At 70.5% G+C, this 21,042-nt stretch carries 25 protein-coding genes, 1 tRNA gene and 1 pseudogene; 15 read left to right on the top strand and 12 right to left on the bottom strand.

The window, feature by feature from the left end; genetic code table 11:
• The first annotated feature begins 2 nt into the window (after positions 1-2).
• From ACQF4J_RS20280 to ACQF4J_RS20240, 9 genes and pseudogenes are all read left to right on the top strand, one after another.
• Positions 3-563 carry a NuoI/complex I 23 kDa subunit family protein gene (locus ACQF4J_RS20280; RefSeq protein WP_351575771.1) on the top strand — a complete coding sequence of 187 codons (561 nt, stop codon included), beginning with the start codon at positions 3-5 and terminating at the stop codon, positions 561-563.
• Positions 560-1,324 carry an NADH-quinone oxidoreductase subunit J family protein gene (locus tag ACQF4J_RS20275; RefSeq protein ID WP_351575774.1) on the top strand — a complete coding sequence of 255 codons (765 nt, stop codon included), beginning with the start codon at positions 560-562 and terminating at the stop codon, positions 1,322-1,324. The genes ACQF4J_RS20280 and ACQF4J_RS20275 overlap by 4 nt, the downstream gene beginning before the upstream one ends.
• Entirely contained in the window at positions 1,324-1,722 is a 399-nt protein-coding gene (gene nuoK / locus ACQF4J_RS20270) for an NADH-quinone oxidoreductase subunit NuoK (RefSeq protein WP_272175244.1), read from the top strand. Before ACQF4J_RS20275 ends, nuoK begins: the two co-directional genes overlap by 1 nt.
• Positions 1,719-3,713, top strand: coding sequence for an NADH-quinone oxidoreductase subunit L (locus ACQF4J_RS20265; protein WP_351575777.1), 1,995 nt, complete (start codon positions 1,719-1,721; stop codon positions 3,711-3,713). The genes nuoK and ACQF4J_RS20265 overlap by 4 nt, the downstream gene beginning before the upstream one ends.
• 6 nt (positions 3,714-3,719) lie before the next feature.
• Positions 3,720-5,294: an NADH-quinone oxidoreductase subunit M gene (locus ACQF4J_RS20260; protein ID WP_351575780.1), complete on the top strand. Its 1,575-nt coding sequence runs from the start codon at positions 3,720-3,722 to the stop codon at positions 5,292-5,294.
• Positions 5,291-6,811 (top strand): NADH-quinone oxidoreductase subunit N, encoded by a 1,521-nt coding sequence (locus ACQF4J_RS20255; protein ID WP_351575783.1) that lies wholly within the window; start codon positions 5,291-5,293, stop codon positions 6,809-6,811. The genes ACQF4J_RS20260 and ACQF4J_RS20255 overlap by 4 nt, the downstream gene beginning before the upstream one ends.
• 196 nt (positions 6,812-7,007) lie before the next feature.
• The gene (gene htpX, locus ACQF4J_RS20250; protein ID WP_351802378.1) at positions 7,008-7,871 is read left to right on the top strand and encodes a zinc metalloprotease HtpX; all 864 of its coding nucleotides are present in this window, start codon (positions 7,008-7,010) and stop codon (positions 7,869-7,871) included.
• 120 nt (positions 7,872-7,991) lie between these two features.
• Positions 7,992-8,249, top strand: a pseudogene (locus tag ACQF4J_RS20245) (integrase core domain-containing protein); the annotation flags it as partial.
• A gap of 326 nt (positions 8,250-8,575) precedes the next feature.
• The gene (locus ACQF4J_RS20240) at positions 8,576-8,839 is read left to right on the top strand and encodes a hypothetical protein (protein WP_351575790.1); all 264 of its coding nucleotides are present in this window, start codon (positions 8,576-8,578) and stop codon (positions 8,837-8,839) included.
• Between the two features lie 199 nt (positions 8,840-9,038).
• Here the strand turns inward: ACQF4J_RS20240 and ACQF4J_RS20235 are convergent, their stop codons facing one another.
• The 4 genes from ACQF4J_RS20235 to ACQF4J_RS20220 form a co-directional block, all read right to left on the bottom strand.
• Complete coding sequence (locus ACQF4J_RS20235) at positions 9,039-9,383, bottom strand: ANTAR domain-containing protein (RefSeq protein ID WP_351575875.1); 345 nt, start codon at positions 9,381-9,383, stop codon at positions 9,039-9,041.
• A 175-nt stretch (positions 9,384-9,558) separates the two neighbouring features.
• Positions 9,559-9,939, bottom strand: a complete 381-nt coding sequence (locus ACQF4J_RS20230; RefSeq protein WP_351575793.1) for a DUF5994 family protein — start codon at positions 9,937-9,939, stop codon at positions 9,559-9,561.
• 202 nt (positions 9,940-10,141) lie between these two features.
• Positions 10,142-10,615, bottom strand: coding sequence for a DUF5994 family protein (locus ACQF4J_RS20225; RefSeq protein ID WP_427166394.1), 474 nt, complete (start codon positions 10,613-10,615; stop codon positions 10,142-10,144).
• A 568-nt stretch (positions 10,616-11,183) separates the two neighbouring features.
• Positions 11,184-11,528, bottom strand: a complete 345-nt coding sequence (locus tag ACQF4J_RS20220) for a hypothetical protein (protein WP_351575799.1) — start codon at positions 11,526-11,528, stop codon at positions 11,184-11,186.
• A gap of 580 nt (positions 11,529-12,108) precedes the next feature.
• On the opposite strand from ACQF4J_RS20220, the gene ACQF4J_RS20215 reads away from it, so the two are divergent.
• Both ACQF4J_RS20215 and ACQF4J_RS20210 read left to right on the top strand, forming a co-directional pair.
• Entirely contained in the window at positions 12,109-12,543 is a 435-nt protein-coding gene (locus ACQF4J_RS20215) for a DUF5994 family protein (RefSeq protein WP_351575802.1), read from the top strand.
• Positions 12,513-12,983: a DUF5994 family protein gene (locus ACQF4J_RS20210; RefSeq protein ID WP_351575805.1), complete on the top strand. Its 471-nt coding sequence runs from the start codon at positions 12,513-12,515 to the stop codon at positions 12,981-12,983. Before ACQF4J_RS20215 ends, ACQF4J_RS20210 begins: the two co-directional genes overlap by 31 nt.
• Before the next feature lie 6 nt (positions 12,984-12,989).
• Here the strand turns inward: ACQF4J_RS20210 and ACQF4J_RS20205 are convergent, their stop codons facing one another.
• The 4 genes from ACQF4J_RS20205 to ACQF4J_RS20190 all read right to left on the bottom strand — a co-directional run bounded on the left by ACQF4J_RS20205 (position 12,990) and on the right by ACQF4J_RS20190 (position 15,556).
• A complete protein-coding gene (locus ACQF4J_RS20205; RefSeq protein WP_351575808.1) occupies positions 12,990-13,757 on the bottom strand; it encodes a GAF and ANTAR domain-containing protein in 768 nt (255 codons plus the stop codon).
• Positions 13,754-14,497, bottom strand: a complete 744-nt coding sequence (locus ACQF4J_RS20200; protein WP_427166391.1) for an ANTAR domain-containing protein — start codon at positions 14,495-14,497, stop codon at positions 13,754-13,756. The genes ACQF4J_RS20205 and ACQF4J_RS20200 overlap by 4 nt, the downstream gene beginning before the upstream one ends.
• Before the next feature lie 267 nt (positions 14,498-14,764).
• Positions 14,765-14,917: a hypothetical protein gene (locus tag ACQF4J_RS20195; protein ID WP_351575813.1), complete on the bottom strand. Its 153-nt coding sequence runs from the start codon at positions 14,915-14,917 to the stop codon at positions 14,765-14,767.
• 237 nt (positions 14,918-15,154) lie between these two features.
• The gene (locus ACQF4J_RS20190; RefSeq protein WP_351575816.1) at positions 15,155-15,556 is read right to left on the bottom strand and encodes a YccF domain-containing protein; all 402 of its coding nucleotides are present in this window, start codon (positions 15,554-15,556) and stop codon (positions 15,155-15,157) included.
• A gap of 360 nt (positions 15,557-15,916) precedes the next feature.
• On the opposite strand from ACQF4J_RS20190, the gene ACQF4J_RS20185 reads away from it, so the two are divergent.
• On the top strand, positions 15,917-16,483 hold the full coding sequence (locus tag ACQF4J_RS20185; RefSeq protein ID WP_427166389.1) for an SMI1/KNR4 family protein: 567 nt from the start codon (positions 15,917-15,919) through the stop codon (positions 16,481-16,483).
• Positions 16,484-16,581: 98 nt separating this feature from the next.
• Here ACQF4J_RS20185 and ACQF4J_RS20180 read toward each other — a convergent pair whose 3' ends face one another.
• Positions 16,582-17,841 (bottom strand): APC family permease, encoded by a 1,260-nt coding sequence (locus ACQF4J_RS20180; protein ID WP_427166388.1) that lies wholly within the window; start codon positions 17,839-17,841, stop codon positions 16,582-16,584.
• Positions 17,842-18,055: 214 nt separating this feature from the next.
• On the opposite strand from ACQF4J_RS20180, the gene ACQF4J_RS20175 reads away from it, so the two are divergent.
• Positions 18,056-18,322, top strand: a complete 267-nt coding sequence (locus ACQF4J_RS20175; protein WP_351575825.1) for a GlsB/YeaQ/YmgE family stress response membrane protein — start codon at positions 18,056-18,058, stop codon at positions 18,320-18,322.
• A 140-nt stretch (positions 18,323-18,462) separates the two neighbouring features.
• Here the strand turns inward: ACQF4J_RS20175 and ACQF4J_RS20170 are convergent, their stop codons facing one another.
• On the bottom strand, positions 18,463-18,951 hold the full coding sequence (locus tag ACQF4J_RS20170; RefSeq protein WP_142141895.1) for a YajQ family cyclic di-GMP-binding protein: 489 nt from the start codon (positions 18,949-18,951) through the stop codon (positions 18,463-18,465).
• A 225-nt stretch (positions 18,952-19,176) separates the two neighbouring features.
• On the opposite strand from ACQF4J_RS20170, the gene ACQF4J_RS20165 reads away from it, so the two are divergent.
• A tRNA-Tyr gene (locus ACQF4J_RS20165) sits at positions 19,177-19,258 on the top strand.
• A 60-nt stretch (positions 19,259-19,318) separates the two neighbouring features.
• Here the strand turns inward: ACQF4J_RS20165 and ACQF4J_RS20160 are convergent.
• Positions 19,319-19,861: a hypothetical protein gene (locus ACQF4J_RS20160; protein ID WP_351802364.1), complete on the bottom strand. Its 543-nt coding sequence runs from the start codon at positions 19,859-19,861 to the stop codon at positions 19,319-19,321.
• A gap of 255 nt (positions 19,862-20,116) precedes the next feature.
• Between ACQF4J_RS20160 and ACQF4J_RS20155 the strand changes: the two genes are divergently transcribed.
• Positions 20,117-20,329 (top strand): hypothetical protein, encoded by a 213-nt coding sequence (locus ACQF4J_RS20155; RefSeq protein ID WP_351562806.1) that lies wholly within the window; start codon positions 20,117-20,119, stop codon positions 20,327-20,329.
• Between the two features lie 40 nt (positions 20,330-20,369).
• Here ACQF4J_RS20155 and ACQF4J_RS20150 read toward each other — a convergent pair whose 3' ends face one another.
• Entirely contained in the window at positions 20,370-21,026 is a 657-nt protein-coding gene (locus ACQF4J_RS20150; protein WP_427166385.1) for an NAD(P)H-binding protein, read from the bottom strand.
• Between the last annotated feature and the right edge of the window lie 16 nt (positions 21,027-21,042).

Below are 21,042 nucleotides of genomic sequence, written 5' to 3'. Positions count from 1 at the left end.
CCATGTCCCCCATCCCCGGCTCAGGCCTGGCCAAGGGCCTGGCCGTCACCCTCCGCACGATGACGAGGAAGTCGGTCACCGAGCAGTACCCGGACACCCAGCCCGACCTCCCGCCCCGCACCCGCGGCGTCATCGGCCTGTTCGAGGAGAACTGCACGGTTTGCATGCTGTGCGCCCGGGAGTGCCCGGACTGGTGCATCTACATCGACTCCCACAAGGAGACGGTCCCGGCGGCGACCCCCGGCGGCCGTGACCGCAGCCGCAACGTCCTCGACCGCTTCGCCATCGACTTCTCCCTGTGCATGTACTGCGGTATCTGCATCGAGGTCTGTCCTTTCGACGCCCTGTTCTGGTCCCCGGAGTTCGAGTACGCCGAGACCGACATCCGCGAACTCACCCACGAGCGCGACAAGCTCCGCGAGTGGATGTGGACGGTGCCGGCCCCGCCCGCCCTCGACCCCGGCGCAGAGGAACCGAAGGAGATCGCCGCCGCCCGCAAGACCGCCGAGAAGCTCACGGCGGCGCGGACGGAGTCCACCGACCCGCAGGGAGGACAGCAGTGACCCTCTCGGCCGACCTGGCCCACCCGGCCGCCGTGAATCTCGCCGCCGCGCAGCACGGCTTCCTCTCGCCGACCGGTGTCGAGATCGCCTTCGTCCTCGTCGGCCTGGCCACCTTCGGCGCCGCGCTGGTCACCGTCACCACCCGGCAACTGGTGCACGCCGCCCTGTGGCTGGTGGTCGCCCTCGGTGGCCTCGCCGTCGAGTACCTCCTGCTCACCGCCGAGTTCATCGCCTGGGTGCAGGTCCTCATCTACGTCGGCTCCGTCGTGGTCCTCCTCCTGTTCGGTCTGATGCTCACCAAGGCCCCCATCGGGCGCTCCCCGGACGCCGACTCCGGCAATCGCTGGGCCGCCCTCACCGTCGCCGTCGCCGCCGCGGCCGCCCTGATCTGGGTCGTCGTCGACGCCTTCCGCACCACCTGGGTCGATCTGGACGGGCCGGCCGCCGGATCCACCGCCGTCACCGGAGCGAGCCTCTTCCAGAACTGGGTCCTCCCCTTCGAGGCCCTCTCAGTCCTCCTCCTCGCCGCTCTGGTCGGCGCGATCGTCCTGTCCCGAAAGGCGAAGGCCGAGTCGGGCCTTCCCCCTGTGAACTCCCGGGCGGCGACCGGTGGTTCCCCATCTGTCCCGGATTCCCGTAATCACCCGATCGAGGGAACCAAGCGGAGCGGAGCGGCGAAGCCGGTCACGGGCACTCACCCCGTCGCGGGCACGCACCCGGCCGCGGACACTCACCCGGCCGACCAGGAAGGCGCCCGCTGATGCATCTCGCCTATCCCGCGGTCCTGGCCGCTCTTCTCTTCTGCACGGGCCTGTACGGAGTCCTCGCCCGCCGCAACGCGATCCTCGTCCTGATGTCGGTCGAGCTGATGCTCAACGCCGTCAACCTGAACCTGGTCGCCTTCGACGTCTGGCTCAGCAAGGCCGCCCGGGAGACGCTGCACTCCGGTCAGGCCCTGACCCTGTTCACCATCGCCATCGCCGCCGCCGAGATCGGCATCGGCCTGGCGATCGTCCTCGCCGTCCACCGCAACCGCGGCACCTCCGACATCGACAAGCTCCGCGACACCGCCGAGGGCCACGAGACGGTCGGCCCCGACAGCGACGCCCTCACGGCCGGACCGGCCGACGGGGCCGGGAAGGCCGAGGCCACCGCGTGACCACCACCACCCTCGCCGTCCTCGTACCGCTCCTGCCGTTCCTGGGCGCGGCCGCAGGCCTGCTGCTGGGCCGCACGGCCCCCGGCTTCGTCCGCCCGCTCGCCGTCCTGCCGGCCCTCACCTCCCTGGTGCTGGCGGTGCTGGTCGCCGTGCGCCAGGGCGGCGGCCAGGCCGTGAACGCCCACACCGAACTGACGCCCACCGGCTCGGTCCCCATCGAACTCGCCCTGCACATCGACGGCTTCGCCGCCCTTGTCGCCATCCTGGTCGGCGTCGTCGCGTCCTGCGTGCAGATCTACTCGACTGGCTACCTGCGCGACGACCCGCGCTACCCCTCCTACGCCGCGCTCGTCTCCCTTTTCACCTCCGCGATGCTGCTCGTCGTCTACTCCGGCGACCTGATCGTGCTGCTGGTCGGCTGGGAGGTCATGGGCATCTGCTCCTACTTCCTGGTCGGCCACTACTGGGAGACCCCGGAAGCCCGCGCCGCCTCCATCAAGGCCTTCCTGGTCACCAAGCTCGGTGACGTCCCCTTCCTCATCGGCCTGTTCGCCCTCGCCACCCAGGCCGGCTCCTTCCGCATCACGACGATCCTCGGCACCGTCGCGCACGGCGGACTCGACCACCCGACCGTGATCGCCCTGCTCCTCCTGGCCGGCGTCGCGGGCAAGTCGGCGCAGTTCCCGCTGCACACCTGGCTCCCCGACGCCATGGCCGGCCCGACGCCCGTCTCCGCGCTGATCCACGCCGCGACGATGGTGGCTGCCGGTGTCTACTTCATCGCCCGTCTCCTCCCGGTGTTCGAGGCCTCCCGGGCCGCGATGGTCGTCCTCGCCGTCATGGCCGCCGTCACCATGCTCGGCTCGGGGCTCGCCGCGCTCGCCCAGGACGACATCAAGCGCGTCCTCGCGTACTCGACGATCGGCCAGCTCGGCTACATGACCGGCGCCCTCGCCGTCGGCGACCGCTCCGCCGCCGTCTTCCACCTCCTCACGCACGGCGCCTTCAAGGGGCTGCTGTTCCTCGCGGCCGGCGTGATCATCCACGCCGCCGGCACCAACTCGCTGGCCGCCATGTCCCGCCTGAGCGGGCTGCGCGACCGCGTGCCCGACGCCTTCTGGACGATGACCGTGGCGCTCCTCGCGCTCGCCGCGATCCCGCCATTCAGCGGCTTCTTCTCCAAGGAGTCCGTCCTGGGCGCCGCCGAGCACGTCGCCAACGGCCACACCGAGCGCGCACCCGGTGTCTCGGGCTGGATCATCCTCGTCTCCGGAATGCTCGCGGCCCTCCTCACCGCCGCGTACGCGACTCGCCTGTGGCTGCTGGCCTTCAACGGCCGGGGCGCCGAAGCCCCCGACCACGGCAGGCAGCCCCTCACCATGACCGTGGTGCTGTGGGTGCTCGCCGTCCCGTCCCTCGCGCTCGGCGCCTTCGCCTACCGAACGCTGCCCGACTGGTTCGACGGCCGCGACCTCACACCGACCCTGACCACCTCCGTCGTCGGCACGGGCGTCGCCCTGGTCGGCGGAATCGTCACCTACGCGGCCTGGCGCCACACCACCGCTCTCGCGGCCCGCGTGCCGCTCGGGGCGGTCGCGGCCCACCCGGAGGGCGACGCCGGACAGGTCGAGGCCGAGGCCATCGCCAGCCACGCGCCCGCATACGGGGGAGTGGCGTACGCGCCCGACCCCGCCGACCCCGGGCGGCTGCTGCTCGGTCCGCTGCACCGGCACGCGGCCGTCGGCTTCCACCTCGACGCCGTGTACGCGGCCCTCTTCGTCCGCCCGGTCCAGGCCGGAGCGAGCCTCGTCCGCTTCCTGGACCGCGAGGTCGTCGAGACCTACGTACGGGGTGCGGGCGCCCTGCCCCGGCTGCTGGGCGCCGCCGTGCGGCGGGCCCAGACGGGCAATGTGCAGACCTATGTGAGCGCGCTGCTCGCCGGCACCGTCGTCCTCGCGGTCGCCGCCCTCCTCGTCGCCACGGGAGCGTGAGCAGGCGTGATCGATATCAGCGAGTCCGTGATGCAGTTCCTTCTGGCGTTCGTCGTCGTCGTACCGCTCCTCGGCGCGGTCGCCGCGCTCCTGCCCGCCCCGCCCGGACTGAAGGGGAAGTCCCCGGAGCAGGCCGTCCTGCGCCACGGCGTGACCGTCACCGGCGTGGTGCTCATCGCCGCGATCGTCCTCGCGCTCGGCTTCGACCACGACCACCCGTCGAAGATGCAGGCCACGACCGACATCAGCTGGATCCCCGCACTCGACGTGCGCATCCACCTCGGCATCGACGGCATCTCCCTCCCCCTTCTGGTCCTGACCGCGCTGCTGACCTTCCTCTGCGCGCTCTACTCGTACTTCAAGATGCCTGCGGGCCCGACCCCGAAGGCCTTCGTCGCGCTGCTGCTCGTCCTCGAGTCCGGCACCCTCGCGACCTTCGCCGTCCTCGATCTGCTGCTGTTCTTCCTGGCGTTCGAGACGGTGCTCATCCCGATGTACTTCCTCATCGCCCGCTGGGGCGGCGAGGGCCGTACCCGGGCCGCCTGGCGGTTCATCCTCTACACACTGCTCGGTTCGGTCGTCATGCTGCTGGGCCTGCTCCTGATCGGGATCAAGGCCGGCACCTTCGACATGGTGGCACTCGCCACTGACAACGGCCGGTCGCTGACCACATCCGTGCAGGTCATCGCCGTTCTGGCGATCGGCATCGGGCTCGCGGTGAAGACGCCGATGTGGCCGCTGCACAGCTGGCTGCCCGACGCCCACACCTCCGCTCCCACCGTCGGGTCGGTGCTCCTGGCGGGCGTCCTGCTGAAGATGGGCACGTACGGTTTCGTCCGCATCCTCCTGCCCATCGCCCCGGACGGCTTCCGCATCTTCGCGCCCTACCTCGCGGCCTTCGCGGTCGTCGGCATCATCTACGGGTCCCTCGCCTGCCTCGCCCTCGCCAAACAGGGCGCCAAGGGCGACCTCAAGCGGCTCATCGCCTACTCCTCCGTCGGCCACATGGGCTTCGTCCTGCTGGGCATCGCCACCATGACCCCGACCGGCGTCAACGGCGCCCTGTTCGCCAACATCGCCCACGGCCTCATCACCGGCCTGCTCTTCTTCCTGGTCGGCGCCCTCAAGGACCGCACGGGCACCACCGACCTGGACACGCTCGCCGAGGAGTCCGGCGCGGCGCTGTACGGCAGGGCCCCGCGCCTGGGCGGTCTGCTCGCCTTCGCAGCGGTCGCCTCCCTGGGCCTGCCGGGCCTGGCCGGCTTCTGGGGCGAAATGCTCGCCCTCTTCGGCGCGTTCGAACCCGCCGCCGACCTCAGCCGGCCCGCCTTCCTCACCTTCATGTCCATCGCGGCTTTCGGCACCCTCCTCACCGCCGCGTACATGCTCGTCGTCGTCCGGCGCGTGTGCATGGGCGTCGTACCGCGGGAAGCCCCGCAGCTGACCGACGTCCGCTCGTACGAGTTCGCGGCCTGGACGCCCCTCGTCGCCCTCACCGTCGCCGCCGGGCTGTGGCCCAAGGCCCTCCTCGGGCTTACCGACCCGGCCGTGCAGCAGCTCCTCGCAGGAGGCAACCGATGAGCTCCGTGGCCCAGCCGCTGGCCGAGAACCTCGTCCAGTCCGTGGACTGGCTCGCCATCGCGCCCCCCACGCTCACGGCCGTCGTCGGACTCGTCGTCCTCGTCGCCGACTTGTTCGTCGGCGAGACCAGGAAGCCGCTGCTGGGCTGGATCTCGGTCGCCGGCCTCGCCGCCTCCGGACTCCTGCTGCTGCCCCTCCTCGGCGACGACCGCAGCACCTTCTGCGTCGGCGGCACGCACGCGTGCAGCTACGCGGCGGACGAGTTCACCCTCGTCATCCAGTTCCTCGTGTTCGGCGGCGCCCTCCTCGCGGCCCTGCTGTCGGTGACGGCCCTGAGGGACGCCGACCGGCAACTGCCCGAAGGGGAGTACTGGTTCCTGCTGCTGTCCTCTGCGGCCGGCGCCGCCCTCCTGCCCGCCTCCCGCGACCTCGCGACCCTGATCGTCGCCCTGGAGGTCGCCTCCCTGCCCGCCTTCGCCCTCGTCGGCATCCGGCACGGCGACCGGAAGTCCTCCGAGGCGGCACTGAAGTTCTTCCTGTCGTCGGTCACCGCGACCGCCGTCAGCCTCATGGGCATCAGCTTCGTGTACGCCTCGACCGGCACCCTGTACCTCACCCAGGTCGCCGACCGTATCCAGCACGTCGACGGCCAACTCCACACCCTCGCCCAGACCGGAGTCGTCCTCACCCTCGTCGGGTTCGCCTTCAAGACGGCGGCCGTGCCCTTCCACTTCTGGGTCCCCGACACCTACGTCGGCGCGCCCCTGCCGATCGCCGCCTACCTGTCGGTCGTCGGCAAGGCGGTCGGCTTCACCGGCCTCATCCTCGTCACCGTGGTCGCCTTCCCGTCGTACGCCGACGTCTGGGGCCCCGCCCTCGCCGCCCTGGCCGCCCTCACCATGACCGTCGGCAACGTCGGCGCCCTGCGCCAGCAGGCCACGCGCGCGTACAGCGCGGTACGCCTCCTCGCCTGGTCGTCGGTCGGCCAGGCGGGCTACCTCCTCGTACCGATCGCCGCGGCCGCGTACTCCGGGCACCCGAAGCACTCCGTCGGCTCCACCGTCGCCTACGCCCTCATGTACGCGGCCGTGAACCTCGGTGCCTTCGCCGTCGCCGCACTGGTGGGCCGCACGAAGACCGCCAACCGCCTCACCGACTACCGCGGCCTGTACGCCAGGAACCCGCTCGCCGCCCTGCTCCTGGCCTTCTTCCTGCTCTGCCTGGCCGGACTGCCGCCCGGCATCATCGGCCTGTTCGCCAAGGTCACCGTGTTCTCGGCGGCCGTCGACGCGGGACTCGGCTGGCTCGCCGTGATCATGGCCGTCAACGTCGTCGTCGCGCTCTTCTACTACCTCCAGTGGACCGCGCTGCTGTTCCGGGCCCCGGAGGGCGAGCCCGTCGAGCACCGCCTCCCGGCGCCTCTGACAGCGGCGATCGCCCTCACCGGGGTCCTCGGCGTCGCCCTCTCCGGAGCTCCCCAGCTGGTCCTGCGCTTCGCCGACACCGGCCTCTTCTGAGCTCCTGTCCCGAGCCGCTCACCCGGACGGCGGAGGCATGCCGCCGTACGCACAAGGGAACTAGTGACCCTCGCCTGGCGTTGACCAGGACAGGAGGGTCCACTGGACGTGACACCACGGCACCAGCGGCACCGGAGACAGCAAGCAAGATCCGCAAGCAAAGGGTTCCCCTGCTGCAGCACTTGGAGGGCGTACCGTGCACCGCCGGCACAACGGGCTAAGGACCGCAGTACTCCTCGGAGGACTGTCCGCCCTCATCATCGTCATCGGCAGTTTCTTCGGCCGCATGGGGCTCGTCGTCGCGGTTCTCGTCGCCCTCGGGACGAACGCGTACGCGTACTGGAACAGCGACAAGCTGGCGCTACGCGCGATGCGCGCGCGCCCGGTGAGCGAGTTCGAGGCCCCTGCCCTCTACCGCATGGTCCGCGAGCTCTCCACCCAGGCACGCCAGCCCATGCCCCGCCTGTACATCTCGCCGACAGAGGCGCCCAACGCCTTCGCGACGGGCCGTAATCCGCGCAACGCCGCGGTGTGCTGCACGGAAGGCATCCTGCGCCTCCTCGACGAGCGCGAACTGCGTGGCGTCATCGGCCACGAGTTGAGCCATGTCTACAACCGCGACATCCTCATCTCGTCGGTCGCCGGAGCGCTCGCCTCGGTGATCATGTTCCTGGTCAACTTCGCCTGGCTCATCCCGATCGGCCGCTCCGACGACGATGACGGCCCCGGCCTCATCGGAATGCTGTTCATCATGATCCTGGGCCCGCTCGCGGCCTCCCTCGTCCAACTGGCCATCAGCCGGTCGAGGGAGTACGAGGCCGACGCCTCCGGCGCCCAGCTGACCGGCGACCCGCTCGCCCTGGCCAGCGCCCTGCGCAAGTTGGAGACGGGCACCAAGCAGCTGCCGCTGCCGCCCGAGCCGCGCATCGAGACGGCCAGCCACATGATGATCGCGAACCCCTTCCGTCCCGGTCAGGGACTGTCCAAGATGTTCTCGACGCATCCGCCGATGGCGGACCGCATCGCCCGGCTCGAGAAGATGGCAGGACGCCCCCTGTGAAACCATCCTGAACGTCATCTGGCCCGTCCTGAGCGGCTTCTGGCTGTTCCTCGGGTAGCTGGCCGCCGGGAGGTTCCTGGCCAGCGGGCGCGATGTGCAAGCTGATCACCGGCAACCACCTACGGGGTGCCGTCGGAGGTGTTGACGGACAACGGCAGGCAGTTCACCGGCCGCTTCACCAAGCCGCCCCCGGCCGAGGTCCTCTTCGAACGGATCTGCCGGGAGAACGGCATCATCGCCCGGCTGGCCAAACCCCGATCACCGACCGCCACCGGGAAGATCGAGCGGTTCCACAAGTCTCTGCGGCGCGAACTACTCGGTCACGTCGGTCCGTTCGCGGACCAGGCAACAGCCCAGGCCGCCATCGACGCCGCGGTACGTTTCCCGGCGTGAGCCCGGCCGATCCGCAGACGCCGGCCGCCGACCCTCACCACGGTTGGGGAGCAAGGTTCGTCCCATGACCGCGCATATGCCGGGTCACCCGGCGATCTTCTGTTCCGGTCCTGTCGGATCCCAGCGGATCCCACCCGAGGAGTCACGCCAGCGGCGGCCTGGAGCCTCACCTCATGCTCGTCGCGGAGGCCGTGGGTCCCCCTGGTGCGACGATGTTCACGGCTTGCGCCTACGGTTTCCCAGTGCGCTACGGCAGGCCTTGGTGGCAGGGCCTCGATGCGAGTCTTCCGGCGGGTCCGTTCCGTCTGGCGGTGTCCGGGAAACTCTCTGCGATCGCCGACATCCTCGTCGAGCGCCGGGTGCGTGCCCAGGACCAGGGCCGCGACTGGAACCTCGCCCGGCGCCTGCAGAAGCGGCTGCTCGGCGACCACACGGGCGCCCTGGGTGTCACCCTGGTCGACCGAGGCGACACGGAGACCCACCGGGCACTGCTGTCCTGGGGCCGGCGCCGCCTCCCTGCCGATGCCCGGGGACCATCGCGTTTCACCTCCCGCCGCCTGCTGGTGCTCGTCTGAAGGCGGTGGGCGCTCACGGTCGCTGCGCCACGCCGTGTGGGCGAACCGAGATTTCGGCGCGACGTTTTCGGTGCTGATGAGGGGGGGACCCGATGGGCGGAGGTCGCGTCGCGTGTTGGTTCGGACAAGAGCCGGCATTGCATTCGTCCGCCCGCTTTGCCGTCCGGCACACACCGCGGGCGGCAGAGCTGTTTCCGCCTCAGATGGATCCTGTGCCGGTAAGTGCCTTCTGCAACGCCTCCTGAATCTCGTCGGGCAAGTGGTCACCGTGGACCCAGTTCACGATCAGCTCGGATATCTGGCGCAGTTTCGCGTTGGTGCTCTGGGAGACCTCGCGGAGCACCTCGAAGCCCTGGCAGGGGCGCAGACCGCCGAGGGCGATGACCACGCCGATGGCCTGATCGACCACGGCGTGGGAGACGACAGCCTCTTGCAGCTGGTCGATTTCCCTCTGTAGTTCGCTGATCTTGTGCAGGAGCGGTTCCCGACCGGGGACGACGTGCCCGTCGAACCGCACGGGGGTGCCGTTTCGAGGGTTGTCCATCACGATCACATCCCAGACCGCGGGATCTGTGATCCCGCTCGCCGATGCCGGTGCGAAATCGTCGGGGCGATATTTCGACTATTACCCCAGGACAAGGAATCTGTGCATCCCGTTTGGAGAGGCCGGCGGTCGGCAGACGGCGGCGAAACGGTGATCACTCGAACACCCGCGGGCGTCACGCGCCGCGCACAGCGGTGAGGTTGTACCGGCCGGCGGCGCGCAGCAGCCGACCGGCCGTGTCCGCGGGTTCCCCGGGCGGGATGACCAGGAGCACCCAACATCCCACTGTGTCGCCGTCCAAGGTGATCAAGTGCGTCTGATCGGAGGATCCCGTCGCCTCCACGGCGATCTCGCGGCCACGTGCCATGACCGTGGGCGGCGCGTCGGGCCACTGGGCGGTGTCCACGGTCACGCGCACGGTCGCGCCCCGCTCAGGCTCCAACAGGCCGACGAGCGAGGGAAGTTCCAGTTCCAGCACCTCGCAGCGCGGCCACCAGGCTCCGTCCAACGGGCCATGTCCGAACCCCTGCGTGACAGTCAGGCGGGGCAGTGGCATGCGGTACGTGTGTGGAGGATCCGCGGGCGCCGCCGGAGTGTGTAGCGGTTCCATCGTGAGGTCCCGTCCCGGGAGCCGAGAACGGCTGCCCGTTGGACGCTCGCCGGGAACGGCACCGCCGGTCGCGCTGCGCGAAGAGCCCTCGGTATCCATAGGTTACTCCCGGTGAGAGAGAAAGAGCGGTGGAGAGAGGGGCGAGCCGTCAGAGGTCCAGCAGCGCGCTCGCGGTGAGATTGCGGGCGGGATCGGCCGCAGCACTCATCAGCCGTCGTGCCGTGGTCTGCTCCGTCCCGGGCGGGACGACCAGCAGGTCACGGCGTCCGACCCCGCAGGCGAAGAGCCGTACTGCGTGCGGGTCGAAACCGGACGTGTACCACGCGGCCCGCACCGTGTGACCGGGGACCGGCAGGTCGCACGGCGCATCGCGCCAGACGCTGCGGTGTGCGGCCATCCGCGTCACCCGGCCCCACGCCGTGTCGAACGCCTCTACGAGAGCGGGCAGCTCGGCGGCCAGGTCGTCGGAGCGTGGCCACCAAGCGCCGCTCACCGGACCGGGCGGGAAGGTCGGCGGGCGCAGGGTGAGCCTGGCCGGAGGCGCTGGGGCGAGGTTCTCTCGGTAGGGCCGGGCGCGGTCCTCTAGGTGGGGCCGGGCGCGTCGACCGGTGGACGCGTTCATGTCGCCGTCCCTGTCCCCGGGCCGCCGCGAGACGGACCGGTGTCATGGTGCGCCGAGAACGACGCCGACGGTGGGCCGGCGTATGGGCGACTCCCGGTGCGTTCCAAGCTACTCCGCCCCGCGATCCGGCGAGCGGGACGTGCGGAAGGGTTCTCACCCGGGGCAGGTACACGTAGGGTTACGGTGTTCGGCCGACCGCGGAATCCCGCGGCGGACGCACACAGTTCGGCAGCATCGACGGCTGCCCGTGCCCCATGACCCCGGGCAAGGACCGATTTCAGGCCTCAGCAGAGCAGTCGGCTCCTCCGCCCGTTCCGGCCGTCCTGTGCTCACCCAGTCGCTTCCCTTCGTCGCGAGACCGGCGCGGTCACCTTCCGTTGTACCGCCGCATGGTCCGGCGCGGGGCACCCGGCTCCCGCATCGTGCACCCCCGAGGGGGGAGGGGCCCGCGCGGGGAGCCCCGACGGCCGCCGCCCAGGTCCTAGTCACCGGCGGCGGCCGCCGGAAGCAGCGGAGCCGGGCACGATCCCGCGCCCGGCATCGGCCTCACCGCAGGTCCCGCGGCCGCCTATGCACGCAGCAGCCGCCCGGTGAGTTCCCGGTACTCCCGCAGCGCCAACCGCAGCTCGGTGGACCGCGTTTCGGGGTCGAGTCCCGCCCAGTTCGCACGAAGGGACCGTCGCCGCTCCGCCAGGGCGTTCGCCAACTGGGCGGTGGCTTCGTCGAAGGCGAGCTCGGCCTCCTCCAGCGCCTCGCGCGGGCTGTCCGCGAAGGTGTTGACGGCATGTCCGAGGCGGCGCGCGATCTCCTCCCGTCCGTCCGAGGTGAGCAGCGGCTCCGGGCCCGTTGCACGGCGTTCGTCCGGGGCCGAGGGCCGGTCAGCCGGCTGCTGGGCGCGTGTCTGGTCGTACATCGTCGTGTGTACCGCTTCCCTGGGAGTGGGGTACCGTCCGAAGGCGCCGTTCGCCTTCTCGACGGTCTGCTAGCGGGCTTGCGGAGACCTGGTCCGCGCCCTTACGGTCCCGCACCGTCCTGCCAGTCAACGTCCGGCAACGGTCGGTGTCAAAGCGCCGCCGGCCCGTGCACACCTGCCGGAAGCCGCCTACCAGCACGTCACGGTCGTTCTCTCCCCCGAGGAGTAAGGTGAGGAGAACCAGGGTGTTTCGTGCGCAACCGATGAGTCGTCACCGATGAGTCGTCCTCGGCACGCCATCCGTCCCAGGGGCAGCCCGTGACCCCGGCCGCACCACCCGTCCGAGCGGCCTCATCGAGGGCAGGAGCCCCGTCCATGGCAGTCAGCCCCCGTCACGGCGTCTCCGACGGACACCGCTCCCTTCACACCGGCACACCGGACAGTCTGGTGGCAGCGCGCGACGGCCGGAGGCGACCGGACCGGGTTCACGTCGTCCGCCGGCCGATGCGGGACCGGGTCGCTGTCCGCCTCGTCTGACGTCAAATACCCGCTCACGCACGGCAGTCGACAGGAGTCCCTCATGACCACCGCACTCCAGCCCTCGCTTCCGTCCGACTCCGTACTGCGTCTGCGCCTGGCACCGCACGGTCTGCCCCGGTCCATCGACGGGGCGTGGTGGCCGCGCTCCAACGACCTTCTCCTGGAACTCCCGCGTCTGCTGGCGGGGCTGCCCCGGGAATGGGGACAGGTCGCCAGCGTGACCGTCAACGGGGAGACATGGGCCGCCGGTCCCGGCCGGATGCTCGTCGCCAACCAGGTCGTACGGCTGAGCAGGAACCTTGCCGCCTCCGCCCCGCACACCGTCGTCCTGCTGGCCCCCGGCCAGGGTCGCTGGGACCTGCTGGTGGTGCCCCCGGACACGACCGAGGAGGTCGCGGGGCCGCTCATGGCGGCCGCTGTCGACGACGTCGAGGGAGGTGTGCCATGGGTACCGGATCCGATTCCCGGCGGGTGACCCCGCTCCCGGACACCGCCCTCGGGCCCGTGGAGCCCGGTACGGCCGTCGTACGGCTGGAGACCACGGCAGACCGCCAGGGCGTTCTCGACGGGGCATGGTGGCCGCGCTCCCGTGACATCGCTGTCGAGCTTCCCGGCCTGATCACGGCGCTGACCGGGCTGCTGGGCCCGATCACACGGGTCGGCCTGGACGTGAGTGCCTGGAACGGATTGCCGAGGCGGCTGGTAGTCGGCGACCACGTCGTCCGCGTCGACTCGTTCCCCGTCGGGGACGACACCGTCCTCGTCACTCGGGGTGAAGCGGACCTCGTCTCTCTCCTCGTGATCCCGCCGCACGCCACACCCGAGGCCGCACGCGCCGCCATGGCCGAAGCGGTGCGCGCCGACAACGTCACCCGGGCCGCACAGATCCTCATCGACACCGGCACCGAAACGTGACGGCGGTCAGCCGCTGTGGTCCCCCGGGTGCTCCGGTGCCGGTGGCGGGATGCCGTCGGTGTCGAAGTCGCCCGAGATGATCTGCGCGGCGAACTCCGACAGACGCAGGTGATGGGCACGGGCATACGAGCGGAAGGCGGCGAAGGCGCCATCGACGGAGGTGTTCCAACGCTCCGCCAGCACGCCCTTGACCTGTTCGATCAGGATGCGGCTGCTCAGCGCGGTCTCCAGCTGGCTGTTCTCGACGTGCGACTGCTCCAGCGTGCGCTGCTGCAGGATCGCGATGGTGGCCACGTCGGCGAGGGCGCGGGCGAGCGCGATGTCGTCGTCGCCCAGGCGGTGAGCCCTGGTCTGGAAGAGGTTGAGCGCCCCGACGACCCGGCTGCGCAGGCGCAGGGGTATGGCGTGCGTGGCCACGTACCCGGTCGCGCGGGCGCGGGCGGCGAAACTCAGCCAGCTCTCGGTGGCCTCCGGGCGCGCCAGGTCGATGTTGGTTCGGGCGTTGCCGGTGCGGTAGCACTCCACGCACGGGCCTTGGTCGTGCTGGAGCGCGAACAACTCCAAGATCCGGGTGTGTTCGTCCGAGGCGGCGATGATCTGCAGTTCGCCGTGGGCGTCCGCGAGGAGAATGCCGGCCGCCGACACGTCGAGCAGCTCGACGCACCGCGCGGACAGCCGTTGCAGCAGGTCGATCACGTCGAAGTCGTCGACGAGAGAGTCCGCGACCTCCACGAAAATCTCGGCCAGACGTCGTTCGCGGGCCATGCTGATCATCTCTTTCCTCCGTCGGGCATATGCGGCCCGCTTACATCGTCGTCGAAGTCGTCGCGGAACCGGAGCCTGCGGGCGACCACGTCCTCGGCCACTTCCCCCAGAGGGCGTTCGCTGCCGTAGGCGTGAGCCCGCAGGCGCAAGTGCGCTTCCTGCAAGGGCACGCCGAGCTGGACGCTGATGATTCCCGTGGCCTGGTGCACGGCCGCGCGATGCAGCCCCGACGGTGGTTCGGGAACACCCACAGCCAGACCGGCGCCGTGGCGCCGCAGGTCCCCGTCGAGGAACGCGCCGGTCAGTGCCGCTGCCAGGGCGCTCGCGGCCACGTACCGACGCGTGTCCATTCGCCGTTGCCCGTCGCACAACACGGTCAGGGCTCCGGCCGGGGGGACGCCGAGGCCGAACGGGAAGCAGCAGACACCGTTGACACCCAGCTTCGCCGCGGCAGGCAGCAGCGCGGGCCAACGATCGCGGCGCACGCAGCTCAGGACCGGCTCCAGGACGGCCGAGCAGGTGCGGATCGTGTCCGGGCCAGGGCCCTCGCCCAGCGTGAATTGAAGCTCCTCGAACCGCACGCTCAGCTCGGGGTGACACCACATCGGCTCCGGTGTACGCGCGCCGCCGACGAGCAGGGTCAGAGCGACGCCCTCGGCACCGAGGACCCGCGCCCAGGCAGGAGCCGGATCACCAGGACCGTCGAGGTGCAGCCGGTGCAGCACCTCGGCCATGCCGTCGCTGATCACGGCACCCGATTCGGTCATTGCCGGCTTCCGGGCCGCGCGACCGCCTGGGCGCCTCATGGGGTCGGTCAGGCGCCGAGCAGCCGGCGAGTACGCCTCGCCAGGCATCCTGGGGGCTGGCGTAACGGGGGAAACGAGTCTGCAGGCCGCAGGCCCGGAACAGCAAGGTCGTGCCCGGCCGGAAGTGGACGACGCGAACCCACCCACCCCGGCGACGGCAGTCGTGCCAAGCCGCACACAGGGGATCCAGGGCACGGCCCTCCATGAACGTCACGTGCGCAGGTCGACTATGAGGAAGGGCGGCCCGCCGTCGTACCGTGCGGACTCCAGGTCGTGTGCGAAAGCCGGCGCCGTGGTGACGTCCAGCTCACCGCCGGCCCGGACCACGCGGCACTCGTCGAACAGATCGGGATATGGGCTCATCCGCGCCCATCTCCTCCGGGGAGTGGCTTCAGCGCTGCGCAGGGCCTCTGTTGCACGGAACGGCGGTACACGGAGAGGGCCGGGTACTCGGGCGGCCGTGCACCCAGCGTACTGCCGCGGACACGCGTGGTGGGGCCGACTTCCGCGGGAAGCGAGTGAGGCTCGTGCTGGCGGCGGAGGGCCGACCGGGCGGGGAGCGATGCGCTCCTCGACCGACGACCCGACCACCCCCCTTTGTCAGCGTCCGCCGAACCCTTGATCTGTCGCGACCACTTCACGCCCCAGCGGCATGAGCGAGATTGGAATGAGCTTCAGGTTGGCCCACCCGAACGGGATCCCGATGATCGACACGAACAGCGGGATGCTCGTGATCAGGTGCCCCAGCGCCAGCCACCACCCCGCGAAGATCACCCAGATCACGTTGCCGATGAAGGAGCCGCTCCCGGCGTCCGGTCGCTCCACAGTGGTCCGACCGAACGGCCACAGCACGAACCCCGCGATACGCAGCGACGCGATACCGAACGGGATGGTGACGATCAAGATGAAGCAGATCAACGCCGCGATCAGGTAGCCGATCGCCATCCAGATGCCGCAGAGGACCAGCCACAGGATGTTCAGCAGCAGGTTCAAGAGCTTCATTGATCGATACCTCTCCAGGTCGGTCCGCCGGCACTGCCTGCCACCACCAGTATCAGCTGGTCATGCGCTCAGGCGGAACCGCAGCGCCCTTGGAGGGTGATCGGGAACGTGTGAAGACGGTCCCGTCCGGCATCGCCGCCTTCCGGGTCGGCGTCTACGCCCTGTGGCCCTTCGGGTACACCCTCGCCACCGCCTCGGCCCACCCGACCCGGACGCAAGCAGCCGGTCCAGCCAGCACCTCCGCCCCCGGCCCGGGAGTTGTCCACAACCCGGCGGTTGTCCACAACCGGCGGTTGTCCACAGGTCGGCGGTTGTCCACAGGCCGGCCCGACTGTCAGTACCGCCTTGCATCATGAACCCATGACCGAGAACGAGCAGTTGCTGGCACGGGTGGCGGCCAAGGCACGCAACACCCGACCCTACGGCTGGACTTCCCTCCCCGCGCCCGTCGCCACGGACACCCTGTCCCGCGCCGAGGCCGCCCTGGGCTTCTCCCTGCCGTCGCTGCTCGCCGACCTGTACCTGCGGATAGGGGACGGCGGATTCGGCCCGGAATACGGCCTGCTGCCCCTCCTCGACGGTCCGCCCGCAGGCGAGCCCGCCGCCGTCGTGCAGTACCTGGCCAACCGCGAGAGCGGCCGCAAGGACCCGGACTGGCCCTGGCCGGAGGGAGTCCTGCCGATATCCCACTGGGGCTGCGCCATGTACGCCTGCGTGGACTGCCGTTCCCCGGAGGCGACGGTCCTGCTTTTCGAGCCCAACCCGGGCGACCCCGACCACGCCTGGTTCGTGGACACTCCCACCCTCGCCGACTGGCTGCGTTCCTGGGTCGAGGGCACCGGCTGGTGGGACGTGATGGAGGACGACTTCCAGATGGCCCCCTGGCCCGACTTCCGCATACGCACAGCGCAGGCGCCGACCGGCTGACAGCCCCACGCCGCGGACCCTGCGCGCCCGCGCCTCCTGCCCGCCCACCGCCGCGAACCCTGAGCCCTCACGTCTCCCGTCCGCCCACCACCGCAGGCTTACGCCCCCCGCCGCCCCTCCGCCCACCGTCGCACGGCGTACGCCACCACACCCACCACCAGCACCCCCGCGCCCGTGACCACCGAAACCACTGGCAGCGCGAACGCCAGCACCACGCACCCGACAAGTCCCAGAGCCGGCAGCAGCCGGGCCGTCGGGGCGGGACTCAGCGTCCAGGCCGAGGCGTTGGCCACGGCGTAGTACGCGAGCACACCGAAGGAGGAGAAGCCGATCGCGCCCCGCACGTCCACCGTGGCGGCGAGGACGGCGACGACCGCGCCCACGGCCAGTTCGGCCCGGTGCGGCACCTGGAAACGCGGATGCACGGCCGACAGCGCGCCGGGCAGATGCCGGTCACGGGCCATGGCCAGCGTCGTCCGGGAGACACCCAGGATCAGGGCGAGCAGCGAACCCAGCGCGGCCACGGCAGCCCCGACCCGCACGACCGGCACCAGCCACGGCACGCCGGCCACCCGCACCGCCTCGGCCAGCGGAGCGGCCGCAGCCCCCAGACGATCCGCCCCCAGCACAGAGAGGACGGCCACCGCCACACACACGTACACAGCCAGCGCGATGCCCAGCGCCAGCGGGATCGCCCGGGGGATGGTGCGCGCGGGATCCCGTACCTCCTCGCCCAGGGTCGCGATGCGGGCGTACCCGGCGAAGGCGAAGAAGAGCAGGCCGGCCGCCTGCAGCACGCCCCCCGCGCCCTCGGAGGCCCCGATGTCCAGGCGCCCGGCCTCGGATGCCCCCGACCCCAGACACACGACCACGACGGCAGCGAGGACGGCCAGCACCACCGCCACGATCACCCGCGTCAGCCAGGCGGACTTCTGAATGCCGCCGTAGTTCACCGCGGTCAGCGCCACCACGGCCGCGACGGCCACGGCATGGGCCTGCCCCGGCCAGACGTACGCGCCCACGGTGAGCGCCATCGCCGCACAGGAGGCCGTTTTGCCGACCACGAACGACCAGCCCGCGAGATAACCCCAGAACGCGCCGAGCCGCTCGCGCCCGTACACGTAGGTGCCGCCGGAGGCCGGGTACAGCGCGGCCAGCCGCGCCGACGACGTGGCGTTGCAGTAGGCGACCACGGCGGCGACCGCCAGGCCGAGCAGCAGCCCGGAGCCGGCCGCACGGGCCGCGGGTCCCAGGGCGGCGAAGATCCCGGCCCCGATCATCGAGCCGAGCCCGATGACCACGGCGTCGCCGACGCCCAGGGTGCGTCGCAGTTCGGAGGCGGAGCCGGACCTTGTCATGGCTCGCACCCTACTGATCGCTGCAACCGGTGAGCACCGCCGAAGCGTCCTCCCCAGCAACGGAACACGAACAAGCGCGCCGAGACCGGATCGTGCGAGCCGGCCGACAGGCGGCCCACGCGGTGGACGCGTGGCACATGACGCACAGGCTGTCCCCACCGAAATCACACCGTTCGGACAGTTGATGCACAGAGCGGGAGGGCAGGTTCACGGCATGACGATCATCAGCTGGATCATCCTGGGGCTGTTGGCCGGAGCCATCGCCAAGTTCCTGCTGCCGGGCCGCGACCCGGGCGGCTTCATCGGCACGACGCTCATCGGCATCGCGGGCGCGTTCATAGGCGGCTGGATATCGGCCCGCTTCCTGGACCACCCGATCACCAAGCACTTCTACGACGGCGCGACATGGGCGGCGGCGATCGGCGGCTCGCTGGTCCTCCTGATCGCCTACCGCATCCTGTTCGGCAACTCCCGCGACTGACCCGGTAGCACGGCCCGGTACGGCCGGGCACACCCTTGGACCGCAGCCAGCAGGCGAGAAAGGGTGGGCACCGACGGGTGCCCACCCTTTCCCGTACGCCGTGAGTCAGCAGCCCGTCGGGCCCACCGGGTTCATCCGGCTCACCGGTAGTTCACGAACTGGACCGCGAAGTCGAAGTCCTTGCCCTTCAGCAGCGCGATCACGGCCTGCAGGTCGTCACGGCTCTTGGAGCTGACGCGCAGCTCGTCGCCCTGCACCTGAGCCTTGACCCCCTTGGGACCCTCATCGCGGATGATCTTCGCCACCTTCTTCGCGTTCTCCTGGGAGATGCCCTCCTCGATGGACGCGAAGATCTTGTACTCCTTGCCCGAGAGCTGGGGCTCGCCCGCGTCCAGGGCCTTCAGCGAGATGCCGCGCTTGATCAGCTTGGACTGGAAGACGTCGAGGACGGCCTTGACGCGGTCCTCGGAGTTCGCCTCCATCAGGATCTTCTCACCGGACCACGAGATCGAGGCTCCCACGCCCTTGAAGTCGTAGCGCTGCGAGATCTCCTTGGCGGCCTGGTTGAGGGCGTTGTCGACCTCCTGCCGCTCGACCTTCGAGACGATGTCGAAACTGGAGTCGGCCATGTCCTGTGGCTCCTTGTATCGGGGTGCTTGTGGGGTGCGGTTCGGCGGGCGTGGGGGTGGCCGCCGAGCCCGGCGTGGTGCGCGGGCCGCATCCGGACAAGCCTAGCCACCCGGGCTCGCTCGAGCGCAGATCAATCGGGTGGCGAAGCACCCCTCCGCATCGGGTATTGTTTACGTCGTTGCCAGCGAGGACCGCCGAAAAGCGGTTCGAACGGCAGCAACCCCGGCGGTGTGCCCGAGCGGCCAAAGGGAGCAGACTGTAAATCTGCCGGCTCAGCCTTCCCAGGTTCGAATCCTGGCGCCGCCACGCTGAGAAAGAGACCCCCTCCGAACTGCGGAAACGCAGAGCGGAGGGGGTCTCTTCGTTTTACGGCACCCGTGCGTCCTGCTCCCTCAGTGCCGACTGCATATGGCGACAGCGGTCCATGGAGCGGCGGCGCATCCAGAGAGTCCAGCAGGAGATGCCGATCAGGAGGACGGCGGAGAACACGGGGAGGGAGAGGGAGCCGGTGACGGCGCCGAGGACGAGTACTCCGACCGCGATGAGGCCCATCAGGCCCATCCAGTACGGCAGCCACCTGCGTCCGCGTTCCATCCGCCGCAGGTGCTCGGCGATCAGCCGGCGCATGACCGCCCGTTCCTCGGGATCGGTGGGCACCTCGCGGTGCCGGATCTTGCGGTTGAGGTCGGCGAGCCTGCTCGGGTCGGTGCCGGTCGCGCGGCCGATCCTGCGGCGCTGTACGACCATGAAGACGACGCCGAAACCCGTATAGAGCACGCTCCGCAGCAGCCAGGAGGCCGGATGCTCGTCCGGGCGTGAGAACAGGGCGGTGATGGCCAGAGCCAGCAGGAAAGCCAGGACGGCCTGTGCGGTCAGGCTGCGGTCGAGCCGGCGCTTCAGGGCGCTCACGGCGCGTATCTCCTCGTAATCGAAGGGGTGTTGCCGCTGATGTAGCCCGAATACCCCGTAAAAGGAGGCGTATTGGCCGCAAGCGTCCGCGTGCGCCCTACATCGGCTGACCGCTGACCGCTGACCGCTGACCGCTGACCGCTGACAGACGACCGCTGACCGCTGACCGCCGACCGAAGACCACGCGGCGGCAGACGGCGCGCACCGCCGCGGCCGGTAGCCCTGATCCCCGCGGCCCCGGGGCAAACTGACCCCATGTCCACTCGCCGCAGACGCTGCCCCGAATGCCGTCGCGAAATCGCCGTCGTCGCCGGCCGCTTCGCACGGCACGACCCGCCCGGCGCCCGCGAGCACGGCGCGCTGGTCTCCTGCCCCGGCTCCCGCCGCCAGGCCCAAGCCGACGCCGCCCAAACCGCGTTGGACGGCTACGTCGTCCCCGAAATGCCGGGTCAGCTGCCCCTCTTCTGACCCAGCGGCACGGCCGTCAACCACCCCTCCGCGCGACTGCTCAGTTGCCCGCCACCGACTTCACCGCGACCGACACCGGCGTCGATCCGCCGACCACTTCGAGCGTCAGGCCGGCGGTCGCGGCGGAGTCCACCAACTCCGCGAGTACGGCGGCCACGTCGTCGCGGGGGATCGAGGCGCGGCCGGTGTGCGCCTCCAGCCGTACAAGACCCGTACCGGCGTCGTTCGTCAGCATTCCGGGGCGCAGGATCGTCCAGTCCAGTTCGTCCAGATTCTGGATGTACCGGTCGGCCTCGCCCTTCGCCCGCAGGTACACGTCGAACACATCATCGCCCTCGTGCTCGGCGTCGGCACCCATCGACGAAACGACGACGTATCGGCGTACACCCGCCCGGACCGCCGCGTCCGCGAACAGGATCGCCGCCGCCTTGTCCACCGTCTCCTTGCGCGCGGCCCCGCTGCCCGCACCGGCACCCGCCGCGAACACGGCCGCGTCCGCGCCCCGCAGATGCTCCGCGACCTCCTCGACCGAGGCCGACTCCAGATCCAGCACGATCGGTTCGGCCCCTGCCTCCCGCAGGTCGTCGCCTTGTTCGGCGCGGCGGATGAGCCCCGCGACCTCGTCCCCGCGTGCGGCGAGCAGCCGTTCCAGCCGCAACGCGATCTGACCATGACCACCAGCGATGACAATGCGCATGCTTCCGACCGTACGC

It is taken from the genome of Streptomyces sp. C1-1 (assembly GCF_050214755.1).
GTDB lineage: Bacteria > Actinomycetota > Actinomycetes > Streptomycetales > Streptomycetaceae > Streptomyces.
This window is presented reverse-complemented; position numbering and strand designations above follow the sequence as displayed.